The sequence below is a fragment of the Saccharopolyspora sp. NPDC000995 genome, from assembly GCF_053599315.1.
The window spans coordinates 15,073-37,125 of the sequence record NZ_JBSFLZ010000016.1; the positions used below are offsets into that span (position 1 = coordinate 15,073).

The 22,053-nt window shown below is 68.5% G+C and carries 22 protein-coding genes; 14 read left to right on the forward strand and 8 right to left on the reverse strand.

The genetic code is table 11. From position 1 onward, the window contains the following. Complete coding sequence (locus ACWDKQ_RS08385) at positions 1–1,311, reverse strand: MFS transporter (protein ID WP_450138090.1); 1,311 nt, start codon at positions 1,309–1,311, stop codon at positions 1–3. A gap of 194 nt (positions 1,312–1,505) precedes the next feature. Between ACWDKQ_RS08385 and ACWDKQ_RS08390 the strand changes: the two genes are divergently transcribed. The 4 genes from ACWDKQ_RS08390 (at position 1,506) to ACWDKQ_RS08405 (ending at position 4,645) form a co-directional block, all read left to right on the forward strand. Next, on the forward strand, positions 1,506–2,537 hold the full coding sequence (locus ACWDKQ_RS08390) for a P1 family peptidase (RefSeq protein ID WP_450138091.1): 1,032 nt from the start codon (positions 1,506–1,508) through the stop codon (positions 2,535–2,537). Positions 2,538–2,634: 97 nt separating this feature from the next. Further along, positions 2,635–3,090 (forward strand): Mov34/MPN/PAD-1 family protein, encoded by a 456-nt coding sequence (locus ACWDKQ_RS08395; RefSeq protein WP_450138092.1) that lies wholly within the window; start codon positions 2,635–2,637, stop codon positions 3,088–3,090. A gap of 69 nt (positions 3,091–3,159) precedes the next feature. Continuing rightward, entirely contained in the window at positions 3,160–3,438 is a 279-nt protein-coding gene (locus ACWDKQ_RS08400) for a MoaD/ThiS family protein (protein WP_450138093.1), read from the forward strand. Positions 3,439–3,694: 256 nt separating this feature from the next. Then, the gene (locus ACWDKQ_RS08405; protein ID WP_450138094.1) at positions 3,695–4,645 is read left to right on the forward strand and encodes a PLP-dependent cysteine synthase family protein; all 951 of its coding nucleotides are present in this window, start codon (positions 3,695–3,697) and stop codon (positions 4,643–4,645) included. Between the two features lie 83 nt (positions 4,646–4,728). On the opposite strand, the gene ACWDKQ_RS08410 is transcribed toward ACWDKQ_RS08405, so the two are convergent. Then, the gene (locus ACWDKQ_RS08410; RefSeq protein WP_450138095.1) at positions 4,729–5,553 is read right to left on the reverse strand and encodes an SMP-30/gluconolactonase/LRE family protein; all 825 of its coding nucleotides are present in this window, start codon (positions 5,551–5,553) and stop codon (positions 4,729–4,731) included. A gap of 185 nt (positions 5,554–5,738) precedes the next feature. Between ACWDKQ_RS08410 and ACWDKQ_RS08415 the strand changes: the two genes are divergently transcribed. The 6 genes from ACWDKQ_RS08415 to ACWDKQ_RS08440 all read left to right on the forward strand — a co-directional run bounded on the left by ACWDKQ_RS08415 (position 5,739) and on the right by ACWDKQ_RS08440 (position 11,742). Beyond that, complete coding sequence (locus tag ACWDKQ_RS08415; protein WP_450138143.1) at positions 5,739–6,335, forward strand: rhomboid family intramembrane serine protease; 597 nt, start codon at positions 5,739–5,741, stop codon at positions 6,333–6,335. Beyond that, the gene (gene murI / locus ACWDKQ_RS08420; protein ID WP_450138096.1) at positions 6,332–7,147 is read left to right on the forward strand and encodes a glutamate racemase; all 816 of its coding nucleotides are present in this window, start codon (positions 6,332–6,334) and stop codon (positions 7,145–7,147) included. Before ACWDKQ_RS08415 ends, murI begins: the two co-directional genes overlap by 4 nt. Next, complete coding sequence (locus ACWDKQ_RS08425; protein WP_450138097.1) at positions 7,144–7,914, forward strand: MBL fold metallo-hydrolase; 771 nt, start codon at positions 7,144–7,146, stop codon at positions 7,912–7,914. Before murI ends, ACWDKQ_RS08425 begins: the two co-directional genes overlap by 4 nt. Before the next feature lie 504 nt (positions 7,915–8,418). Continuing rightward, positions 8,419–9,174, forward strand: coding sequence for a ribonuclease PH (rph, locus tag ACWDKQ_RS08430; RefSeq protein ID WP_450138098.1), 756 nt, complete (start codon positions 8,419–8,421; stop codon positions 9,172–9,174). Next, positions 9,171–9,776 (forward strand): RdgB/HAM1 family non-canonical purine NTP pyrophosphatase, encoded by a 606-nt coding sequence (rdgB, locus tag ACWDKQ_RS08435; protein ID WP_450138099.1) that lies wholly within the window; start codon positions 9,171–9,173, stop codon positions 9,774–9,776. The genes rph and rdgB overlap by 4 nt, the downstream gene beginning before the upstream one ends. Positions 9,777–10,626: 850 nt before the next feature. Continuing rightward, the gene (locus ACWDKQ_RS08440) at positions 10,627–11,742 is read left to right on the forward strand and encodes a L,D-transpeptidase (RefSeq protein ID WP_450138100.1); all 1,116 of its coding nucleotides are present in this window, start codon (positions 10,627–10,629) and stop codon (positions 11,740–11,742) included. Positions 11,743–11,838: 96 nt separating this feature from the next. Here the strand turns inward: ACWDKQ_RS08440 and ACWDKQ_RS08445 are convergent, their stop codons facing one another. Beyond that, positions 11,839–13,266 (reverse strand): carotenoid oxygenase family protein, encoded by a 1,428-nt coding sequence (locus ACWDKQ_RS08445; protein ID WP_450138101.1) that lies wholly within the window; start codon positions 13,264–13,266, stop codon positions 11,839–11,841. Between the two features lie 164 nt (positions 13,267–13,430). Here ACWDKQ_RS08445 and ACWDKQ_RS08450 point away from each other — a divergent pair, with 164 nt between their 5' ends. Next, a complete protein-coding gene (locus ACWDKQ_RS08450) occupies positions 13,431–14,189 on the forward strand; it encodes a sulfite exporter TauE/SafE family protein (RefSeq protein WP_450138102.1) in 759 nt (252 codons plus the stop codon). Between the two features lie 53 nt (positions 14,190–14,242). On the opposite strand, the gene bcp is transcribed toward ACWDKQ_RS08450, so the two are convergent. Both bcp and ACWDKQ_RS08460 read right to left on the reverse strand, forming a co-directional pair. Continuing rightward, positions 14,243–14,716, reverse strand: coding sequence for a thioredoxin-dependent thiol peroxidase (gene bcp, locus ACWDKQ_RS08455; RefSeq protein ID WP_450138103.1), 474 nt, complete (start codon positions 14,714–14,716; stop codon positions 14,243–14,245). 52 nt (positions 14,717–14,768) lie between these two features. Beyond that, on the reverse strand, positions 14,769–14,936 hold the full coding sequence (locus tag ACWDKQ_RS08460; protein WP_450138104.1) for a hypothetical protein: 168 nt from the start codon (positions 14,934–14,936) through the stop codon (positions 14,769–14,771). Between the two features lie 183 nt (positions 14,937–15,119). Here ACWDKQ_RS08460 and ACWDKQ_RS08465 point away from each other — a divergent pair, with 183 nt between their 5' ends. From ACWDKQ_RS08465 to ACWDKQ_RS08475, 3 genes are all read left to right on the forward strand, one after another. Continuing rightward, positions 15,120–16,853 (forward strand): pyruvate dehydrogenase, encoded by a 1,734-nt coding sequence (locus ACWDKQ_RS08465; RefSeq protein ID WP_450138105.1) that lies wholly within the window; start codon positions 15,120–15,122, stop codon positions 16,851–16,853. Between the two features lie 279 nt (positions 16,854–17,132). Further along, positions 17,133–17,981, forward strand: coding sequence for a helix-turn-helix domain-containing protein (locus ACWDKQ_RS08470; protein ID WP_450138106.1), 849 nt, complete (start codon positions 17,133–17,135; stop codon positions 17,979–17,981). Continuing rightward, on the forward strand, positions 17,982–18,173 hold the full coding sequence (locus tag ACWDKQ_RS08475) for a DUF397 domain-containing protein (protein ID WP_450138107.1): 192 nt from the start codon (positions 17,982–17,984) through the stop codon (positions 18,171–18,173). Positions 18,174–18,233: 60 nt separating this feature from the next. Here the strand turns inward: ACWDKQ_RS08475 and ACWDKQ_RS08480 are convergent, their stop codons facing one another. From ACWDKQ_RS08480 to ACWDKQ_RS08490, 3 genes are all read right to left on the reverse strand, one after another. Then, entirely contained in the window at positions 18,234–19,784 is a 1,551-nt protein-coding gene (locus ACWDKQ_RS08480) for a PH domain-containing protein (protein ID WP_450138108.1), read from the reverse strand. Then, positions 19,781–20,320 (reverse strand): PH domain-containing protein, encoded by a 540-nt coding sequence (locus ACWDKQ_RS08485; RefSeq protein WP_450138109.1) that lies wholly within the window; start codon positions 20,318–20,320, stop codon positions 19,781–19,783. Before ACWDKQ_RS08485 ends, ACWDKQ_RS08480 begins: the two co-directional genes overlap by 4 nt. 98 nt (positions 20,321–20,418) lie before the next feature. After that, positions 20,419–21,891, reverse strand: a complete 1,473-nt coding sequence (locus tag ACWDKQ_RS08490) for an ArnT family glycosyltransferase (RefSeq protein ID WP_450138110.1) — start codon at positions 21,889–21,891, stop codon at positions 20,419–20,421. Positions 21,892–22,053 lie beyond the last annotated feature (162 nt).

The following is a 22,053-nucleotide window of genomic DNA, read 5'->3' on the forward strand; positions in this document are numbered from 1 at the left end:
TCACCGGTCGAGGTGGGAGTCCTTCGAGGTCTCGCGCATCCGCAGGTACACCAGAAGCGAGATCAGCACGCAGCCCGAGACGTACCAGAAGTACACCTGCTCCATGCCCGCCTGCTTGAGCCAAAGCGCCACGTATTCCGAGGTGCCGCCGAAGATCGCCACCGTCAGCGCGTACGGCAAGCCGACGCCGAGCGCGCGGATGTTGGTCGGGAACAGCTCGGCCTTCACGATCGCGTTGATCGAGGTGTAGCCGGTGACGATCACCAGGCCGCCCAGCATCAGCGCGAACGCCGCCACCGGGTTCTGCGTCGAGCCGAGCAGCGTCATGATCGGCACGGTCAAAACGGTGCCGCAGACCCCGAAGGCCAGCAGCAGCCAGCGGCGTCCGATGCGGTCGGACAAGGCGCCCGCCAGCGGTTGCAGGCACAGGAACACCAGCAGCGCCAGGAAGTTGATCCAGGCGACCGCTCCCTTGTCGATGCCCGAGGTCGCCACCATGTATTTCTGCAGGTACGTGGTGTAGGTGTAGAAGGCGACGGTGCCGCCGAGGGTCAGGCCGACGACGAGCAGGCACTCCTTGGGGTGCTGCAGCAGCGCCTTCACGGTGCCGCGCGACTGGTTGCCCTCCGAGGTCTTCTTGTAGCTCTCGGTCTCGTCCATGCCGCGGCGCAGCCACATCACGATCAACGCGCCGATCGCGCCGATCACGAACGCGATCCGCCAGCCCCACGACTCCATCTGCTCGTTGCTGAGCACCAGGAGCAGCACGATCTGCACGCCCAGCGCCGTGAGCTGCCCGGCGACCAGCGTCACGTACTGGAAGCTGGAGTAGAAGCCGCGCTTGCCCGCGGTGGCGACCTCGGACAGGTAAGTCGCCGACGTCGAGTACTCGCCGCCGACCGAGAGGCCTTGCACCAGCCGGGCGAACACCAGCAGCAGCGGGGCGCCGAGACCGATCGTGCTGTAGCTCGGCGTCAGCGCGATCACCAGCGAGCCGCAGGCCATCAGCGTCACCGAGAAGGTCAGCGCGGCGCGGCGGCCGAAGCGGTCCGCGTAGCGGCCGAGTAGCCAGCCGCCGAGGGGGCGCATCAGGAAGCCGATGGCGAACACGCCGGCGGTGTTGAGCAGCTGGGCGGTCAGGTCGCCCTTCGGGAAGAACGCCGCCGCGAAGTAAACGCTGAACGCGGTGTAGGCGTACCAGTCGTACCACTCGATCAAGTTGCCGATCGAGCCGCGAATGACGTTGGCGACCACCCTGCGCTCGCCACCGGAGCGAGCCGCATCGTCGCGGCTGTGCACCTCAGTTGACATCCATCCTCCTCGTAGTGAACGGACTCACAGTGCGGAGGCGGCGGGGCGACAACAAGAACCGCGGCGATTCCTTTACGTCTGGTTAACGTGATGCCAGGGCGATCAGGATGTGCGGTTGGTGCGTGGCTTGTGAGTGCTTTGAACCACCGCAGCGGCCCGAGGCACTCACGACCCGGAAGAAAGGAACCTGCCGGATGACCCGGTCAGGAGCGCTCGATGCGATCGTCGACGTCGACGGTGTGCGGGTCGGGCACGAGCAGCGGCTCGACGCGCATTGGGCGACTGGCACCAGCGTGGTCCTGGTGCCGGAGGGGGCGACGGCGGCGGTGGACGTCCGCGGCGGCGGCCCGGGAACCAGGGAAACGGACGTGCTCGAACCGAGCCACCTGGTGCAGAAGGTGCACGGCATCGTCCTCACCGGCGGCAGCGCCTACGGCCTCGCTGCGGCCGACGGGGTGATGCGCTGGCTCGGCGATCAGGGGCACGGCGTGCGGGTCGGTCCCGACCCGAAGCACGTGGTCCCGGTGGTGCCGGCAGCGGTGATCTTCGACGTTCCGATGGGCGACTGGGGCAACCGGCCCGACCCCGGCTTCGGCCACCGGGCTTGTGAGAACGCGAGCCGCACCGAGACCCGGGAGGGAAACATCGGCGCGGGCACCGGCGCCGTGGTCGGGACCGTCAAGGGCGGCATCGGCACCGCCAGCGCAGTGCTTGACGACGGCACCACCGTCGGCGCCCTGGTGGCGGTCAACGCCGCGGGGTCAGCGATCGACCCGGACACCGGGCTGCCGTGGATCCCGACGGCCGGGCTCCGCGCGCCCGATCCCGCCGAGGTCGAGGCGGCTCGACAGCTGTTGGGCAAGCGCCCGGGCCGGCACGGCCCGATCGACCGGCCGCTCAACACCACGATCGGCGTGGTCGCCACCGACCTGGAGCTGTCCAAGGCCGAGTGCCGGCGGTTGGCGGTCGCCGCGCAGGACGGGCTGGCCCGCGCGGTCCGGCCCGCGCACCTGCTGGTCGACGGCGACACGATGTTCGCGCTGGCCACCGGCACCGGAGCTGCCCTGCCCGCGCCGGGGGAGCATGACTGGGCGGCGCGGCTGGACGCGGTGTGCGCGGTCGCCGCGGACGTCGTGGCGCGGGCGATCGTGCGCGGAGTGCTGGCCGCGGAACCGGTCGATGAGGTGACTTCCTACACGCGGCTCTACCCCTCGGCGCGGGAATGAATCATCGTGTACCTGCGTTTCGCCCGACGAAGCCGCACCGGTGCAAGGATTTTCCACATCGTGGGAGGCCGGTGCTTCACCTACTAGGATGGTTGCTGTGCTGGTGATCCGACGCGACCTGGTCGATGCGATGGTCGCGCATGCCCGACGGGACCACCCGGACGAGGCGTGCGGCGTGATTGCCGGCCCGGAAGGGTCGGACCGCCCAACGCGCCTGATCGAGATGATCAACGCCGAGCGCTCGCCCACCTTCTACCGGTTCGACTCCGGTGAACAGCTGAAGGTGTGGCGCGAGATGGACGCAGGCGGCGAGGAGCCGGTGGTCATCTACCACTCGCACACCTCGACCGAGGCCTACCCATCGCGCACCGACGTCTCCTACGCCTCGGAGCCCAACGCGCACTACGTGCTCGTGTCCACCCGGGACCCGAAGACCCATGAGCTGCGTTCCTACCGGATCCTCGACGGCGAGGTGACCGAAGAGCCGGTGGAGGTCGTGGAGTCGTACATGTTCGCCCACACCGGTGTCGACGAGGTTCCAGACCTCGACTGAGCCGCGGCTCGCCCACCCGTGTTCGCGTCCCGTTCCCAACGAAAGTCCTTCGTGGACAGGAGATTCCCCATGGCAGTCAACGTTTCGATCCCGACCATCCTGCGCACCCACACCGGCGGCCAGAAGTCCGTCGAGGCCTCGGGCAACACCGTGGCCGAGGTGATCAACGACCTCGACAGCAACTTCAACGGCCTGAAGGACCGCCTGGTCAAGGAAGGCAACCTGCACCGCTTCGTCAACGTCTACGTCAACGACGAGGACGTCCGCTTCGCCGGCGGTCTGGAAGCCAAGGTCGCCGACGGCGACAGCGTCACCATCCTGCCCGCCGTCGCCGGCGGCATGCGCTAAGCGCCTTCCTCGGACCCGCTTCGCGAAGAGGGTCCGGAAGCCGAACCCAGACTCCTTCTCGATTCCGGGACCCCCGACTCGTGCATGCGAATACGCGGCGCTGGGTCTGCCCTCGCAAGGAGACGTCTGGGAACGCGCGGCGGTGCCGATCGCGAGGTGGGCAGGCCAAGCGGCTGCGCCGCTTGAAAGCAGAAGACATCCTCTGCAGGTAGAGCGAGACATCCTCTGCAGGTAGAGGGCAAGGAGGAGGCGCACCGTGGCTCGTTACGACTCGTTGCTGGACGCGCTCGGTGACACCCCGCTGGTGGGGTTGCCGCACCTGTCACCGGCACCGGACGTCCGGCTGTGGGCCAAGCTGGAGGACCGCAACCCGACCGGTTCGATCAAGGACCGGGCTGCGCTGGCCATGATCGAGGCGGCCGAGAAGGAAGGCCGGCTCACCCACGGCTGCACGATCCTGGAGCCGACCTCCGGCAACACCGGGATCTCGCTGGCCATGGCCGCCAAGCTCAAGGGCTACGGCCTGGTCTGCGTGATGCCGGAGAACACCTCGGAGGAGCGCCGGCAGCTGCTGCAGGCCTACGGGGCGCGGATCATCTCCTCACCCGCGGCCGGCGGGTCCAACCAGGCGGTCGTGGTGGCCAAGGAACTGGCCCAGCAGAACCCGGATTGGGTGATGCTCTACCAGTACGGCAACCCGGCCAACGCCGACGCGCACTTCCGCACGACCGGCCCGGAGATCCTGCGGGACCTGCCGACCGTCACGCACTTCGTGGCCGGGCTGGGCACCACCGGCACCCTGGTCGGGGTGGGCCGCTATCTGCGCCAGCAGAAGCCGGACGTGCAGGTGGTGGCGGCCGAACCGCGCTATGGCGAGCTGGTCTACGGCCTGCGCAACCTCGACGAGGGGTTCGTGCCGGAGCTTTACGACCCCGACGTGCTGACCCGCCGGTTCTCCGTCGGCTCCTACGATGCGTTGCGCCGGACCCGCCAGCTGCTGGAGAGCGAAGGCATCTTCGCTGGCATCTCCACCGGCGGTGTGCTGCACGCGGCGCTGAACATCGCGGAGAAGGCGGCGGCGGACCGTGAGTCGGCCGACATCGCGTTCATCGTGGCGGACGCGGGTTGGAAGTACCTGTCGACGGGTGCCTACAGCGGCACCATCGACGAAGCGGCCCAACGCCTCGAAGGCCAACTCTGGGCCTGACCCGTCTCCCGGTCCGCAATTTCAATGGAAATCAGACCTTCGATTTCCAATTGAAATTGCGGCGAACGAGGTCGGCGGGAGCGTCAGCCGGTGAAGGAGTAGGGGCGGTTTCCGGTGCCGATGTTCGGGGCGACCAGCAGGGCTCCGTCCGCTTCGGTCGGGTCCAGGAGGCCGTCGCGGGCCGTGGTGACGTACAGGTCCGTCAGGTCCGGGCCGCCGAAGCAGCAGTCCGTCGGGCGCCGGGCCGGCAGTGGGATCGTCTGCGCCAGCTCGCCTTCCGCGGTGTAGCAGCGGATTTCGCCCCGGTCGCGCACCGCGACCCAGATCCGGCCCGCGTCGTCGAGGCACAGGCCGCCCGGTTCGCCGTCGACGTCGACGAGCGCCCGGAGGTTGCTGGCCGCACCGGCGACGAGGTCGAAGTCCAGCACGTCGATGCGCCGCGCCGCGCCGTCCGACAGGTACATCCGGGTGTCGTCCGGGCTCCAACCGATGCCGTACCCGGCGACCAGGCCCGGCACCGCGATGTTCGCCGCCCCGTCCGCCGTCACGCGGGCTAGCCAGCCGCCTTCGCCCACCGTCGTCGCCCACAACCGGCCCTTGCGGTCGATCATGGTCGCTCCGGCCCGGACGCCGTCGCGGGCCCAGTAGACCAGCCAGGTGCGCTGCTCACCTCCGGCGTCGAACAGGGCAATGCCTTCGGCCAGGTGCAGCACCAGCCCGCCGCGGCTGCGCGGTTTGGCGGCGCCGACCTGCTGCGGCAGCCCCATCACGTGATCGGTGTGCCCGGGGACGTAGCGGTGCGCGGTATGGGCGGGCGCATCGGCCCAGAGCAGCGTGTCCGTGCCGGCGTCCCAGGTCGGTGCCTGTCCGGACCGTGCCTCCGCCGGTACCGCGATGTCGACCTGCACAAGTCACCTTTCCGGGTAAGAAGCACAACGATCGGGAACCTTACCGGGGTACGCCCTGTTGATCTTGATCTGTCGGGGTGAGGTGCGGTAGGAGGCGAAGGTCAGGGTCATCCCGGAGACCAGGGAGGTCTCCGCCGCGTAGCCTCATTGGTGTGAACCGACTGCCTGACCGCCGCCAGGCGCGAGTGCTGCCCCAGAACCCGCTGCGCGCCGCGGTGGGCATGCTCATCGCCGTCGCGGTGCTCTATGGCATCGAGTTCTTCGACGTCGCCGACCCCGCAGCGGATCTCGACGCCAACGGCATCGTGCCACGCGAAGTCAGCGGCCTGGACGGCATCCTGTGGGCACCGCTGCTGCACGCCGGCTGGGGGCACTTGTGGGCCAACACGCTGCCGCTGCTGGTGCTCGGCTGGTTGGTGTTAGCCGGTGGGCTGCGGCAGTTCATCGCGGTGACCGCAACGGTCTGGATCGTTGGCGGCGTCGGCACCTGGCTGATCGGGGCGCCCGGCGTGCACGTCGGCGCGTCCGGGGTGATCTTCGGCTGGATGGTTTTCCTGCTGCTGCGCGGCTTCTTCCAGCGCAGCTTCGCGCAGATCCTGGTCGCGGTCGCGCTGTTCTTCTACTGGGGCGGCATGTTGTGGGGAGTGCTGCCAGGCCAGGTCGGGATCTCCTGGGAGGGGCACCTGTTCGGTGCGCTGGGCGGGGTGCTCGCGGCCTGGCTGGTGGCGCGCGGCACGCGCGGGCAGGCCGCGGGATCCGAGCCTGGCAAACTGGCCGGGTGACTGACGCACCGATCGGGATCTTCGACTCCGGCGTCGGCGGGCTGACCGTGACCCGCGCGATCATGGACCAACTGCCTGCTGAAACGCTGCACTACGTCGGCGACACGGCCAACGCGCCCTACGGTCCGATGCCGCTGGCGGAGATCCGCGCCCGAACCCTCGCGATCACCGACTCGCTGGTGGGCGAGGGCGTGAAGATGCTGGTGCTCGCCTGCAACACCGCGTCGGCGGCGTGCCTGCGCGACGCCCGGGAGCGCTACCAGATCCCGGTGGTCGAAGTGGTCCTGCCCGCGGCGCGGCGAGCGGTGGCGACCACCCGCAACGGGCGGATCGGCGTGATCGGCACCAAGGCCACCATCATGTCCCGCGCCTACGACGACGCTTTCAACGTCGCCCTGGGCATCACGGTCACCACGGTGGCATGCCCGCGCTTCGTGGACTTCGTCGAGCGCGGCATCACCAGCGGACGCCAGATCCTGGGCCTGGCTCAGAGCTACCTGGACCCGCTGCAGCAGGCAGACGTCGACACCCTGGTTCTCGGCTGCACGCACTACCCGATGCTCACCGGGGTGCTGCAGCTCGCGATGGGTGATCAGGTGACGCTTGTCTCCAGCGCGGAGGAGACGGCCAAGGACGTGCTGCGGGTGCTCACCGAGAACGACCTGCTCGCAGCCCCGGAAGCGGTGCCCGAGCACGAGTTCCGCGCTACCGGAGCACCGGAGGGGTTTGCCCGGATGGCGGCCCGGTTCCTCGGCCCGGCACTGGTGGCCGATGCCGTTGGGCCGCTGACCGTGTCAAGCTCGATCGCATGAAGCTGACGATCCTCGGTTGTTCCGGCAGCTTTCCCGGCCCTGATTCGCCGTCGTCCGGGTACCTGCTGGAGTCCGGCGGCACGCGAATCGCGCTCGATCTCGGCAACGGCACGCTCGGTGCGATGCAGCGGTTCATCGACCCCTTCCAGCTCGATGCGGTTTTCCTCAGCCACCTGCACCCCGATCACTGCGCGGACTTCGGTGCGCTTGCGGTGCTGCGCCGTTACCACCCGAAGCCCCCGTACGACGCGACTGAGCGCCCGTTGCCGGTGATCGCTCCCGAGAACGCGCCGGAGCGGCTCGCCGCCCTCTACGCGCCGAACGCCGCCGAACTCGCCGAGACCGATCTGTCGGATGTGTTCGAGTTCATCCCGATTTCCGCGGAGTCGGTGCGTATCGGGTCTTTCGAGGTGCAGGCGGTGCCGATGGCGCACCTGTGCCCGGCGTGGGGTTTCCGCGTGGCGGCCGGGGGCAAGGTGCTGGCCTACACCGGGGATACCGGGCCGTGCCCGCAGCTGACCGAACTCGCCGCGGACGCCGACGCGCTGCTGTCGGAGGCGTCCTGGGCGGACTTCCCGGATGCGCCGGACGGCGTTCACCTGTCCGGGCGTCAAGCGGCGGAGGTGGCGAAGACGGCCCGGGCCCGCCGCCTGCTGCTCACGCACATCGTGCCGTGGGCGGATCGCGACGCGATCCTCGCCGAGACGAAGGCCGCCTTCGAAGGCCCCGCCGAGCTCGTCGTCGCCGACGGAACGTACGACATCTGAAGGATATTCGGCTTCGTCGCGGCGCCTGCCCTGCGAAGTCGGCCGTCGTGGACGGTCCCCTCGGCTCCGGCGTGCCGGTCACACCGATGCGCTCGACATGGCCGACGTGCTGCTGCCTTCCTTCGCCGCAGCGCTGCCGACCGTGCGCCGCGCGCACGGCGATGACGAGGTGCGGAGCGGGTTCACGCAGGTAGTCGTGCCGCAGCGGCGCCGACCCGGGGGACTGGGCCTGTGCGTTCAGGTCAACGCCTCGGCGCAGCGGTTCTACGAGCGGCACGGCTTCGTCGAGGTCGAAGGACCGACGGGCGGCGAAACGAGGAACGCGAGCCGGACATCCGGTGCGCCTGGCGACAGTAAAGCTGGCCGCGGAATAGCGTTCCGACCTGGGGCGAATGCCGAATGCGCGAAATCGCCGTCCCGCGCCGACGCGGCGTGCCCGGATCGTCCGGCCGGGTGCCAGGGGTGGTCGGCGGGGCGGGGGCCGGGCGGGCTTAGGGTTGAGGTGTGGCACGAACTGACGGACGGAGCGACGACGAGCTCCGAGAGGTGCGGATCACGCGCGGATACCAGGACTGGCCTGCCGGGTCGGTGCTGGTGGAATTCGGCAAGACCCGGGTGTTGTGCGCGGCCAGCGTCCAGGACGGCGTCCCGCGCTGGCGGACCGGTTCCGGGCTGGGCTGGGTGACCGCCGAGTACGCGATGCTGCCGTCCTCGACGAACACCCGCAGCGCCCGCGAGTCGGTGAAGGGCCGCATCGGCGGTCGCACCCACGAGATCAGCCGGCTCATCGGCCGTTCGCTGCGGGCCTGCATCGACATGGCGGCGCTGGGGGAGAACACCATCACGCTGGACTGCGACGTGATCCAGGCCGACGGCGGCACCCGCACCGCCGCGATCACCGGCGCCTACGTAGCGCTTGCGGACGCGGTGACGTGGCTGGGCGCGGCCGGTCGGCTGACCGATCCGAAGCCGCTGTCCTGCTCGGTCGCCGCGGTCAGCGTAGGAGTGGTGGACGGCCGGGTGCGGCTGGACCTGCCCTACGAGGAGGACTCCCGCGCGGAGGTGGACATGAACGTGGTGGCCACCGACCACGGCACCCTGGTGGAAGTGCAGGGCACCGGCGAGGGCGCCACCTACACACGGTCCACGATGGACAAGATGATCGACTTCGCGCTTGACGGCTGCGCCAAGCTCGCCCAGCTCCAGGCCGCGGCGCTGGCCGAGCCCTACCCGGGCGAGCTCCCGGGGAGCGCAGCATGACCCGCGTCCTGCTGGCCACCCGCAACCAGAAGAAGCTGGTGGAACTCCGCCGAATCCTGGAAGCCGAGGGCGTGACGGGCGTGGAGGTCGTCGGCCTGGCCGACGTCCCAGAGTTCCCCGAAGCTCCGGAAACGGGCGTGACGTTCGAGGATAACGCGGTGGCGAAAGCCGCCGACGCGGCGAAGGCCACCGGCTTGCCCGCGGTCGCCGACGACTCGGGCATCGCGGTAGACGCGCTAAACGGCATGCCGGGCGTCCTGTCCGCCCGCTGGTCCGGCAAGCACGGCGACGACCAGGCGAACCTGGACCTCTTGCTGGGCCAGCTCGCGGATGTCCCCGACGAGCGCCGCGGCGCGGCATTCGTTTCGGCGTCGGCGCTGGTGCTGCCGGACGGCACGGAAACCGTGGTGCGCGGCGAATGGCGAGGAACGGTGATCCGGGAGGAGCGCGGAGCCAACGGCTTCGGCTACGACCCGATCTTCGTCCCGGAAGGCGAAACCCGAACCAGCGCAGAGCTCTCCCCGGAGGAGAAGGACGCCGACTCCCACCGGGGCCGAGCGCTGCGGCTGCTGCTCCCAGCCCTCCGCGAACTCGCGGGCTGACCAGAACTCGGACTGTTACGAATGAAGGCTGTCGTTGACCGGCATAGCCCGTAGTCAGTCAACGACACCCTTCATTTTTAGGTGCACGCGACGGAACTTCTCCGCTGGGGGAGGGCAAGATGTTCCGCGCTTGTTCCGCGCGCACCACAGTTTCCACCGGCATTCCCTCTTTCTACGTGAGGTTTTCCTGACCGATCGGGTCAGAACTTGTGACGAGCCAGGCGGATGCGGACGGTCTCGGCTTCATCGGCAGCGATCCACAACGCCGCGCCCTTGCTCCTCCCCAACCGCCGCGCAGCTCACAGGGCGGTTCGTACAGCCGGCTGGAGTGCCTGGATGGCCCGCCTGCGGGAGGTGTCGCAGCGCGGTCAGCGCGTCGACGATGCCGCCCCAGTAGTGCCAAACGACCGGGCCAGGCCGGTAGATGTTGTGCTCAGGTGCGTCCACCATCCGCGCCACCGTTCGCACCTGACTGCGGACGTTGGCGGCATCGGTTAATCCGTATCGCCAGCCGCTGGAAGCGAAGTCCCCCATCTCCGAAGCGGCCCTTCGGAGCTGGGCTGCGGACCCGGATGTAGGGCGTGGCCGTCGTTGCGTTGAGCGCGGGACGTTACGAACTGTCGTGATCGAAAAACTCTCCGTAATCCAATACGGGGCAATTCCATTCAATTCGGATTTATCGCACCCATGCGCTATCCCACCGTTCTTGTCTTGTCGCACCCCGTAATCCGTTCGTGGCGGGTGAAACTACGCTTGTAGGCGGGGTGAGCAAATGAGACGAGTCAATATGCGGCAATTCGTCCGTTTTCGTGTTTGTGTTGCAGGTGTTGTTCTCGGGACGTTGATCGGGGTGGCCGGGTGCTCTCCGACCGGAGGCGGCGGGCAGGGCGCCGAGTCGCCTCCCAAGCCCGCGCCGGTCGTCGACATCACGGCTGCCGGGGGCGACCAGGTGAACCCGACTACGCCGATCGACGTGTCGGTCCACAACGGCAAGCTCACGTCCGTGACCGTGACCAATCCCGACGGCAAGCAGGTCGCCGGGCAGATGGCGGACGGTCAGGCGAGCTGGCGCAACACCGAGGTGCTCGCCTACGACAAGGTCTACGACGTGACCGCGACTGTCGTCGACGGCGACGGGAAGACCAGCACGGAGCACAAGACAATCCACACGCTCGCCCCAGCGGCGCAGGCGTACCCGAGCGTGATCCCGGCGCCGTCGACCCACGACGTGGGTGTCGGTCAACCCATCGTCGTCCGGTTCGACCACTCCATCAAGGATCGCGCCGCCGCCGAGAAGGCGCTGCAGATCAGCAGCACCCCCAACCAACCCGGGGGCTGGTACTGGCTTTCCGACAAGGAAGTGCACTACCGGCCGCAGAACTATTGGCAGCCGGGCACGAAGGTCTCACTGAAGATCAACCTCTACGGCGTCGACCTGGGCGGCGGGGTGTACGGGCAGACCGACCGCAGCATCGACTTCGCGGTGCACGAATCCTGGATCGCGAAGGCCGACGGCAACACCGAGCAGATGCAGATCTTCCACAACGGTCAGCTCGTCAAGACGATGCCCATCAGCATGGGCAAGGACGTCACTCCGACGCACGTCGGTGCGCACGTGATCTCGGACAAGCAGCAGAAGTACACGATGGACTCCTGCACCTACGGGGTGTGCCCGCCCGATCCGAACGCGTACCGGTCCGACGAGTTCTTCGCCGAACGCATCTCCAACGACGGTGAGTTCGTCCACGAGAACCCGGCCAGCGTTGCCCAGCAGGGCAGTTCCAACGTCTCGCACGGTTGCATCAACCTCGACCAGGCCAACGCGCAGTGGTTCTTCGACCACTTCGGACTCGGCGACGTCGTCGAGGTCACCAACTCCGGTGGTCCGGCGTTGCCGGTGTGGGACACCTACGGCGACTGGTCGCTGCCCTGGGACAAGTGGAAGGCCGGTAGTGCCCTCCACTAGCGCCCTCCACTAGCGCCCTCCACTAGCGCCCTCCTATTGGGCTGCGAAGCGAATCCTGGAGCCCCAGGCGGTCGGCGAACTGCCGGGGAACCGCAGTCAGTTCTCCGCAGGGACCCAGTTGCCGTGGAAGCCGTTGGGGACTCGGTCCGGGAGTTGGACTTCCGCCACCGTTTCGAGGGTTTCCGCGTCGAGCAGGAGCAGGTCGCTGCGCTGTTCCGCCGCCGTGAAGCGCAGGCCCATCAGGATTCCGTCGTCTTCCCGGGCGTCCGGAGTTCGCGGTTCGAAGACGAACTCGCCGACCTGGTTTCCTTCTCCGAAGCTCCGGGTTTCCGCCTTGCCGGTCGTCATGTCGTGCTTGAACAGGGTGTCGCCGCCGACCGAGTAGCCGTAGCGGTGGCGCTTGCCGACCAGTCGCTCGTCCACTCGGGGGAACTCCTGCGGGCGGTCGTCGAGGCGTTCTTCACGCACCCGGCCGCGCTTCATGTCCACCGTCCAGCGATCCAGCGTCGGGCTTCCTTCGGTGGGGCCGTGCAGGTCGGCGTCGAAGACCTTCGGGTGCCGGATGACTTCCAGCACGATGCCGTCCTCGGTCTCGTAGGCGTTCAGCGGGTGGAAGACGTAGCACGCCCCGACCTCGAACCAGCGGACGTCGCGCGAGCCGCCGTTGCGCGGCATCACCCCGATCCGCGCCGGATAGCGCGGGTTCCACCGGTACGGGAGCCCCCGGTTCGCCGGGATCAGGCCGTTCATCCGCGCGGTGATCGGGTCTGGAACCCGGATGCGGCCGATCAGCGCGGACATCACCAGCTGGGCTGGGCGGCGCAGCCACGCCGCAACGGTGCCCTGGACCGCTTGGCGCGCGTCGAAGGTCACCGGCAGGTCGTAGAACACCACGTGGTTCTCGGTCAGCGAGAAGTCGTGCATCATCGGGCTGCCAGTCACGGTCACGTCGACGGTGCGCCGGGCGCGCCCGTCCACCCCGATCACCGAGTACTGCACCGTGTTGCCGCGGCCGAAGAAGTAGGACACCGCGTGCAGTTCGCCGGTTTCGGGATCGCGCTTGGGATGTGCGGTGTAGCCGCCGGGGAGCGTGCCGTTGAAGTCGCATGGGCCGACCGTGTCCAGCTCGTCGGTCAGCTCGTAGTTCGTCGCGCCGCCCTCGACCAGGGCGAGGGTGCGGCCGGCGTGGCCGATGACGTTGGTGTTCGCGCCGAGGGCGTCGAGGCCGGCACGGGGGTTTCGCGGGCGCGGCGGCTCGCCGAGCGCCGTCGCGGCGCCGGGGGAGCGCACCCAGCGGTTCCGGTACCACTCGGCCTTCCCGTTGCGAAGGCGGATGCCGTGCACCATCCCGTCGCCCATGAACCAGTTGTAGGTGTCCGGGTCGATCTCGGAGATCGGGTTGGGGCCGTTGCGCAGGTACCGGCCGTCTAGGTGGTCGGGGATCTCGCCGACGACGACGAGATCCGTGCAGGTGTGCTCCTGCCGGACCGGCGCGTAATTGCCCTGCGTGAACGGGTTGCTCATGGCGAACACCCTCCTGCGAGGTTTGATAACGGCGTTATAGAAAGATAACGACGTTACTGAACGAGGGCAATCGTCCTTTCGGATCTCATCGCCGCACTAGCGCGGTGTGATGCCGCTCGCCCCGGAGTGAACTTGAGTAGTTTCAGAAGCTAGCTTCAGAGTTCGTGTTCACAGATTGGCTCGAACTGGCGCTGCTAGTCGTCGTCGGCTTCCTGTCCGGTGCGATCAACGCCGTGGCCGGGGGCGGCTCGCTGCTGGTCTTCCCCGCGCTGCTGGCGACCGGGATGTCGCCGCTGGTAGCCAACGTGACCAACTCGGTGGCGCAGGGTCCCGGATTCGTCGGGGCCGCGATCAGCCAGCGCAAGGACCTCACCGCAGCGCCGCGGCGGGTGTGGTTGACCACGGTGGCCGCGGCTGTCGGATCGGCGCTGGGCTGCGTGCTGCTGATGGTCCTGCCGGGCAAGGTCTTCGACGCCGTCGTGCCCGTGCTGGTGGGGTTGTCCGCCGTGCTGATGGCGTTCCAGAACACCATCCGCAAATGGCTGGGCACGCCGGGCGAGGACGCCCCGGACCGTACCGTGCTGCTGACCGTCGGGATCTTCCTCGCCTCGATCTACGGCGGCTACTTCGGCGGCGCGCGCAGCGTCATCCTGATCGCGATCCTGGTGCTCGCCGCCACCGACAGCATGCGCCGGTTGAACGCGCTGAAGAGCTGGCTGGGCATGATCGGCAGCGCCGTCACGCTGGTCGTCTACGCGCTGATCGCGCCGGTCGACTGGATTGCCGTCCTGATGCTGGTGCCGACCACGGTGCTGGGTGGTTTCGTCGGCGGCAAGCTCGCCCAGAAGCTGCCGTCGAATCTGCTGCGCTACCTGGTCGTCGTGATCGCCGCCGGGGTGGCGATCTACATGGCGCTCGACTAGCGCAGCGGAAGTCCGGTTTTGGAAGGGCACCGGCCGGGTCGGTGCCCGTTCGGTCAGACTCCGAGGTCCTTGCGGAGCCGGTCCACGTGGCCGGTGGCCTTGACGTTGTACAGCGCCTTGGCGATCTTTCCTTCCGGGTCCACCACGAAGGTGGACCGGATCACGCCCTGCACGGTCTTGCCGTAGTTCTGCTTCTCGCCGAACGCGCCCCACGCCGTCATGGCGGACTTGTCCTCGTCGGCCAGCAGCGGGAACGTCAGGCCCTCAGCGTCGCGGAAGCTCGCCAGCTTGGCCGGCTTGTCCGGGGAGATGCCGAGGACGTCGAAGCCCGCGTCGCCCAGCACCGCCAGGCTGTCGCGGAAGTCGCAGGCCTGCTTGGTGCAGCCGGGCGTGCTCGCCGCCGGGTAGAAGTAGACCACCACGGACCGGCCACGGTAGTCGCTCAGCGACACCGTGTTGCCGTCGGCGTCCTGCAGGGAGAACTCGGGTGCCTTATCGCCTGCCGAGAGTCGGTTCGTTTCGCTCATTCTCCCGACGCTAGCCGATGCTCCCGACCCGTTCGTTGGGGGTGAGCGACGATCACTCCGACTGGAGCTCGCCGCTGGCGGGGATCAGCTGGGAGACTTGGGTGATCCGCGGTTGGACGGGAGCTTGATCCGCAGTCGCGATGAATCCGCCGACGAGCAGTCCGGCGACCGCCGAGGCGGTCACTGCCAGCGCGCAGGTGGTGTATAGGCGGATGGACACCGCGATTCCCTTCAGGTGGCTAGAATTCCGGCGATTCGAAGCTGACATGGACATGATCGACTTTTTCACCCGGTTCGTTACCAGAGTCCCCCGAAAGGGTGATCTTGGGTTCGAGTTGCGGGCCGTGACCACCCCGCGTAGACGAGGAGTGGCCGTGCCCCCACCGACCGCCGGAGGATCACCATGCCCACCGTCGCCGACCAGTTCATCGAAGTGCTCGTGCAAGCCGGGGTCCGGCGGATCTACGGCATCGTCGGGGACAGCCTCAACCCGGTCGTCGATGCGGTCCGCCGCAGCGAGGGCATCGAGTGGGTCCACGTGCGCCACGAGGAGGCCGCGGCGTTCGCCGCCGGAGCGGAAGCGCAGATCACCGGGCGGCTCGGGGTGTGCGCGGGCAGTTGCGGACCGGGCAACCTGCACCTGATCAACGGCTTGTTCGACGCGCACCGCAGCGGGGCTGGAGTGCTGGCGCTCGCTTCGCACATCCCGTCCGAGCAGATCGGGACCGGGTTTTTCCAGGAAACCCACCCCGAGGAGCTGTTCAACGAATGCAGTCACTTTTGCGAGCTGCTGTCGCAGCCCGAGCAGATGCCGCGCCTGCTGCGCACCGCGATCCAGACCGCCGCCGGTCGGCGCGGCGTTTCCGTGCTGGTGCTGCCCGGTGACGTCGCGCAGAAGTCCGCGGTCCGTCCCACCGGCCACGGGATCGTCGAGTGCGAACCACCGGTGGTGGTGCCCTCCCAGGACCAGGTGGCCGCGTTCGCCAACAAGCTGAACGGGGCGCAGCGGCCGATGTTTTTCTGCGGCGCGGGAACCCGCGGGGCGCACCGGGAAGTCATGGAACTCGCCGGGCGGTTGAACGCTCCGGTCGGGCACGCGCTGCGCGGAAAGGAGTGGATCCAGTACGACAACCCCTTCGACGTCGGGATGAGCGGCCTGCTCGGCTACGGCGCCTGCTACGACGCGATGCACCGCGCGGACCTGGTCGTGCTGCTGGGCACCGACTTCCCCTACGACAACTTCCTGCCGCAGGCCAACACCGTGCAGGTCGACATCGAGCCCGCCCATCTCGGGCGGCGCACGGTGCTGGACCTGGCCGTGCACGGTGATGTCCGGGAGACCATCCGTGCCGTCCTGCCGCGCGTTCCGCAGAAGTCGGACCGGTCCTTCCTGGACCGGATGCTGCGCGAGCACGCCGGAGCGTTGGAGCGCGTCGTGGACGCCTACACGCGCAACGTCGAGACGCAGGTGCCGATCCACCCGGAGTACGTCGCGGACGTGCTCGACGACATCGCCGCGGACGACGCGGTGTTCACAGTGGACACCGGGATGTGCAACGTGTGGGCGGCCCGCTACATCACGCCGAACGGGCGGCGGCGGGTGCTCGGCTCCTTCGTGCACGGTTCGATGGCCAACGCGATGCCGCAGGCCATCGGGGCGCAGATCGCCGAGCCGGGGCGCCAGGTGATCTCGATGTCCGGGGACGGCGGGCTGTCGATGCTGCTCGGTGACCTGCTGACGCTGCGCACCCATCGGCTGCCGGTGAAGGTCGTGGTGTTCAACAACTCGTCGCTGGGCATGGTGAAGCTGGAGATGCTGGTCGACGGGCTGCCCGACTTCGGCACCGACCACGACCACGTCGACTTCGCCGCGCTCGCGGCCGCCGCCGGGATGCACTCGGTGCGGGTGGACAAGCCCGGCGAGGTGCGCGATGCCCTGGCCGACGCGTTGGACAGCCCGGGACCGGCACTCGTGGACGTGGTGACCGACCCCAATGCGCTGTCGATCCCGCCGCGGATCACAGGTGACCAGGTTAAGGGCTTCGCGCTCGCGGTCAGCCGCACGGTGCTCTCCGGCGGCGTGGGCAAGATGGTGCAGCTCGCGCGCAGCAACCTGCGCAACGTCCCGCGGCCGTAAGCCGACGTTCGCGGCCGGACGGCGCCTCGACGGGGTGCGCCGACTGGCCAATGCCCGTGAAACGCCGTCGTCGCGCGAGGTTTCGCCTGCCCGCCAACACAACGCGAGCACCGTCCACTGCGGCGCGCAACGAGCTCGCGGCAACCCGTTCAGCCGGTTACCGCGTTCTGCGGTGTGCGTTCAGCCATTCGCCGTATTCACCGGAATAGTTGGGTGGTCGATTTCTGTACGGGTGATGGGGTGGTGACGCAACGTGGAGAGCCGTGGAGGATGGAGATCATGACAGTCAGTCCCACGGTGCGTCGTCGTCGCCTTGCCGCCGAGTTGCGCCGCCTGCGGGCGCAGGCCGAGGTCACCCAGCAGCAGGCCGCCACCCACCTCGGCTGCACGCAAGCGAAAATCGGACGATTCGAAACCGCGAAGCGGTCCCCATCGGTCGGCGACGTCTCCGCTTTGCTGGATTTTTACGGGGTGGACGGTGCCGAGCGGGACCAGCTGATCAACCTGGTGCGGGACGCCAGGAAGCGGGGCTGGTGGCATTCCTACAGCGACGTCCTGCCGGAGTGGTACGAGACCTACGTCGGGTTGGAAGCCGAAGCGTCTTCAATTCATACGTACGAGTCCGAGGCCATTCCGGGATTGTTGCAAACACGCGAATATGCGTATGCGTTGACCAAGGCGACGCTCATTCGAGCGGACGATTCCGAAATTACCCGGAGGGTCGATCTGCGGATTCAGCGCCAGCAGCGGGTCGTCGGCCCGAACCCGCTGGAGTTGTGGGCGGTCGTGGGGGAATCGGCCTTGCGGCGCTGCGTTGGGGGCGACGGGGTGCTGCGCCGGCAGCTGGAGCACGTGCTCAAGCTGGTAGAAATGCCGCACGTGACGGTGCAGGTGATGCCGCTGGACGCGGGCGCCCATCCGGCTCAGGCCGGACCGTTCGTCATACTCCGCTACTCGAATCACATCGATCCCGATGTGGTTTATCTGGAAACCCATGTGGGCGGGCTTTACCTTGAAAGGGAGATCGAGCTGTCGAACTACGTCATCATGATGGACCATTTGCGGGCGCATGCGGTAGATCCGGAAGGTTCCGTTCAACTCATCCAACAACGCATAGGAGAACTGTAGATGGCAAAAATCACCGACTGGCGCACCAGCACCCGGACCCAGGGCCAGGGCCAGTGCGTCGAGGTCGGCTTCGGGGCTGACTGCGTCGGGGTTCGCGACACCAAGAACCGAGCCGCCGGCCAGATAACCGTTGCAGTGCAACGCTGGTACGAGTTCGTCCGCGACCTGAAGCACGGTAGCTTCGACTCCTGACCGGCAGTGGCTCCGCTCACTGCCGGAGCGGAGCCACCAAAAGCCGGAACCGCTGACGGGTCAGCCCCGCTGGAGGAACGGCGCCAGCAGTCCCGGCACTGCCTCCTCCGCCATCGCCAGGCCCGCTCCGGTGCTGACGTCGTGCACCTCGTAGATGCTGTTCCCGGCGGCCGTCGTCGCCCCGATGCTCATCAGGTTCGAGCGCCGTTGGAAAACGGTCCGGGTGATGCGCCAGCCGATGATCCCGTCGCGCTGCAGGGCGACCGTGCGGCGGATTCCGGTGCCGGACCGCGCGATCAGGTAGCGATCGTCGACCCGGTGGCCGAGGTTCCGGTAGGCGTCCACCGCGAAACCGAGCGCCGCCGCGACCGCGACCACCCCCACTGCCGCGGGCACGGCTGCCGGCACCCATCCGGTCATCGCGGCCACCACTGCCGCCGCGATGAACGGCATCGCCGCCACGAGAGCCCAGGCGATGCGCCGCCGCAGCGCGGCCCGCGGATGCCTTCGCAATTCGCCTTCGGTGGGCGGCCTTCCCTCTCGCAGGACCTCGGCAGCCACCCGTTGAGCTTCAGCGCAGGGAGCCGGCGGTAGCAGCGTCTTGTTGTCCGGCTGGTGCTCTTCCTGCTTCTGGTTCAGCCCGGTGGCCACGGCGTGCAGCCGCGCCCCGCGGGCCCACCGCAGCAACAGCGGTTCCGCGAGCTCGACGCCGCGTAGGCGGCGTTCCTCCAGCGAGACCGACCGGGTGGTGAGCAGGCCGCGCTTCACCCGCAGCGTGTCGCCCCGCTCCCGGGTCAGCCGGAAACCCCACCACATCTCCACGGACAACGCGATGGCGCCGAGCACGCCCACCACCAAGACGATGACCAGCCCGGCCGCGATGACCAGCCACAGCGACGACACCAGCACGGCGTGCGCGATGGAGTCGAAGAAACCGAAGGCCTTCAGCAGTTCGCTGAACGATCCCACGGCCGAGCCGATCGCACCCCAGACGATCAGCACGAACGAAAAGGTCAGCGCGGAGTAGCGGAACCACGAGGGGTGCAGGCGGGCGAGCACGGCCTCGCCCGGCTCGGCGCTCGCCGCAGCGGTGCCCGCCGTGACGTATCGCACGGCGACCGGATCGCCGTGCGGCGCGATGTCCGAAGTGGACGATCTGCCGAACAGCAGTTCCTGGCGCAGGGATTCGGCGTGGTGGTGGGAGATCGCGTCGAGCTTGAGATCGTTGCCCTCGCTCGCCTGCCCGCCGGTGCCGATCTTGACGGTGGTGACCCGGAACAGCCGGTGGCCCGGATCCGCCGTGAGGTCCACGCTGCGGATCCGCTCGCGCGGGATCCAGCGGTGGTTGCGGGTCAGCACGCCGTGGCGCAGCTCGAAGCGGACCTCGGTGATCCGGTACCAGGTGACCCACCACTCGGCGGCGGTGTACCCGGCGATCAGCACCGCGATGCCGACCCAGATCAGCGCGGTGATCAGCAAGGTCGCGGGTTTGGCGTCGGAGAGGAGCATGACCGCCGCGGTCGGCACCAGCGGCGCCAGCACCAGGGTTGCGGCCGCCGCGATGGTCTTCGGGTCCAGGCGCCGCCACTGTCCGTCGATGACGCTGCTCATGTGGCATCTCCCGGGGTCGACTGCGTGGTGGCCGTCAACTGCTCGACGAGCGCCGCCGCGACCTCCCGGTCCAGGCCGTCGATCGTCAGCGGGCCGGCGGCGGACGCGGTGGTGACCGTGACGCTGGACAGGTTGAACAGCTGCTGGAGCGGGCCCCGCACGGTGTCCACCGTCTGGATCCGCGACATCGGCGCGATGCGCCATTCCTGGCGCAGCCAGCCCGCTGCGGTGTAGACGGCGTCCTCGGTGGTTTCCCAGCGGTGCACGCGGTACCGCCACTGCGGCATCAGCAGCGTGTAGGGCACCCCCAGCGCGGCGACCACGACCAGCGCGAGCACGAGCCATAACCGCGCGGGTGGGATGAACACCGCTGTGACCGCCAGCGCGCCCAGCAGCGGGACGACGAGGACCAGGGCTTGCACCGTCCACCAGCCGATGGCACGGCGCTCAACCCGGTTGCGCGGTGGACGCAGCCGCAGCCCGGGGAAGTTCGGATTCGTCGGGGTGGCCACTGTCGGCCCCTTCCTGTTTCGCATTGCCCAAGCCATTGTCGCAGCGCGCGTCCCGATCCCGGGGCCGGCTTGGGCGACTCGCGCACCTGATGCAACCGCCCCCGCGAATCTGCAGGCGCGGCTCAAAGGGACTTGAGCTGTGGCCATATCTCCGCCCAGGTTCCGCGTTTTCCGGTGCAGAACCAGATCGGGACCTCGCCGTTGCCCACCTGCCGGACCTCGGCGAACTGCTGCCGCAGCGCCGTCGAGTCGCCGACGACGAGCACGGACTCGATCCGCTCGGTCGGCGGCGGGAAGTAGCCGTAACCGCGGTGCGGGCTGAAGACCTCCGGCAACTCGTGTTGCGCCCCACCGACTTCGAGCATCGAGGCGATGACGTAGCCCTCGCCCATGACCGCGGTGTGCGACCGCTGTTGCGGTGGCAGCGCAGCGTAGGCGGCTGAGGCGTCGCGGGCCAGCGAATCGGCCGTCGGCACCCCGAACATCGACGTCATCATCGCGGACACCGACAGCATGTATCCGGCTGCCGCCGCCGAAAGCGCGTACACCGGCCAAGCCGTCCAGCCGAACCGGGTTCGCCGCGACTCCCGGCGCCGCTGGAACCCCACAGCCCCGGCGGCGATCGACACGCCGTAGAGGCCGATCAGGTAGTACGGCCGCGCGGCGGTCGCGACGAAGAAGGCATACAGCAGCAAGGTCGTGATGGCGAGAAACCGGTACGAGCGCAGCTCGGGGTTGCGCACGAGCCGCCACAGCCCGAAGAGGAACAGCGCTGCACCTGCGACTCCGGCGTAGAGCACCATGGTCACGGCGGTTCCGCTGCGGCCCCCGGATAGCATCGGCGACTCTTGCGCGACGACCGCGCCCATCTGCAGCTGCGGCCAACCGTGCAGCGCCTGCCAGAGCACCGTCGGTACGGCGATCAACGCCGCGATGCCGACGCCGCCCCAGAACTTCGGCCGGCGCAGGACCTCCCGCGGGCCGACCAGGACAACGCTGCTCAGCAGCGCTACGCACAGGATCGCTACCTGGAACTTCAACTGCATGTTGATGCCGAGCAGCACTCCGAACAGCAGCAGGAGTCGATCATCGGTTTGGCCCCGATCGCGCAGCCGAATCCAGCGCACCAGCGTCCACGTGAGTAGTAGCCACAGCAGCGGCTCGAACGTGTAGGGCGTGATCCAGTGCCCGACCAGCGCGGTCCAAAGGCCGGTGGCGCCGGCCCCGGCGGCCAGCGACTGGGCCCGCCGGTCGCCGCCGAATTCGCGGGCGAGCAACGCAGTCAGCATGACCAACGCGGCGGTCGCGAGCACTGCGGGTAGCCGGAGCACGAGCATCGACCCCGGTGCGATCCAGTCCATCGACGCGGCGATCAGCGGTGCCAGCGGCGGCTGGTCGACGTAGCCCCAGTCCAGGTGGTGCTTCCCGGCCGCAAGCATGTACGCCTCGTCGATCCAGAAGCCGCCGAACGGGCTGAACGCCAGCTGGGCGGCCGCGACGAGGCCGGCGATGGTGAACACCGGCCACTTCGCGAGCGGCGGCAGTGCGGGTTCGGCAGGCGGTGCTGGCTGCGGGCTTAGCAGCTCGGCGCGCATCGTTCCCCCAGGTCTCGGTTTGGAGTGTGCATCCATTGAAACCGGGTTGATCATCTCGGCGACACCGCGCTTGGTACCGGTGCCACGGGCCGAAAGTTGTTCCGCCCGGCGGCAGGCGCAACTTTCGTATAGGCCCCGTGGCCGCAAGTGGGTTGTTCGCCG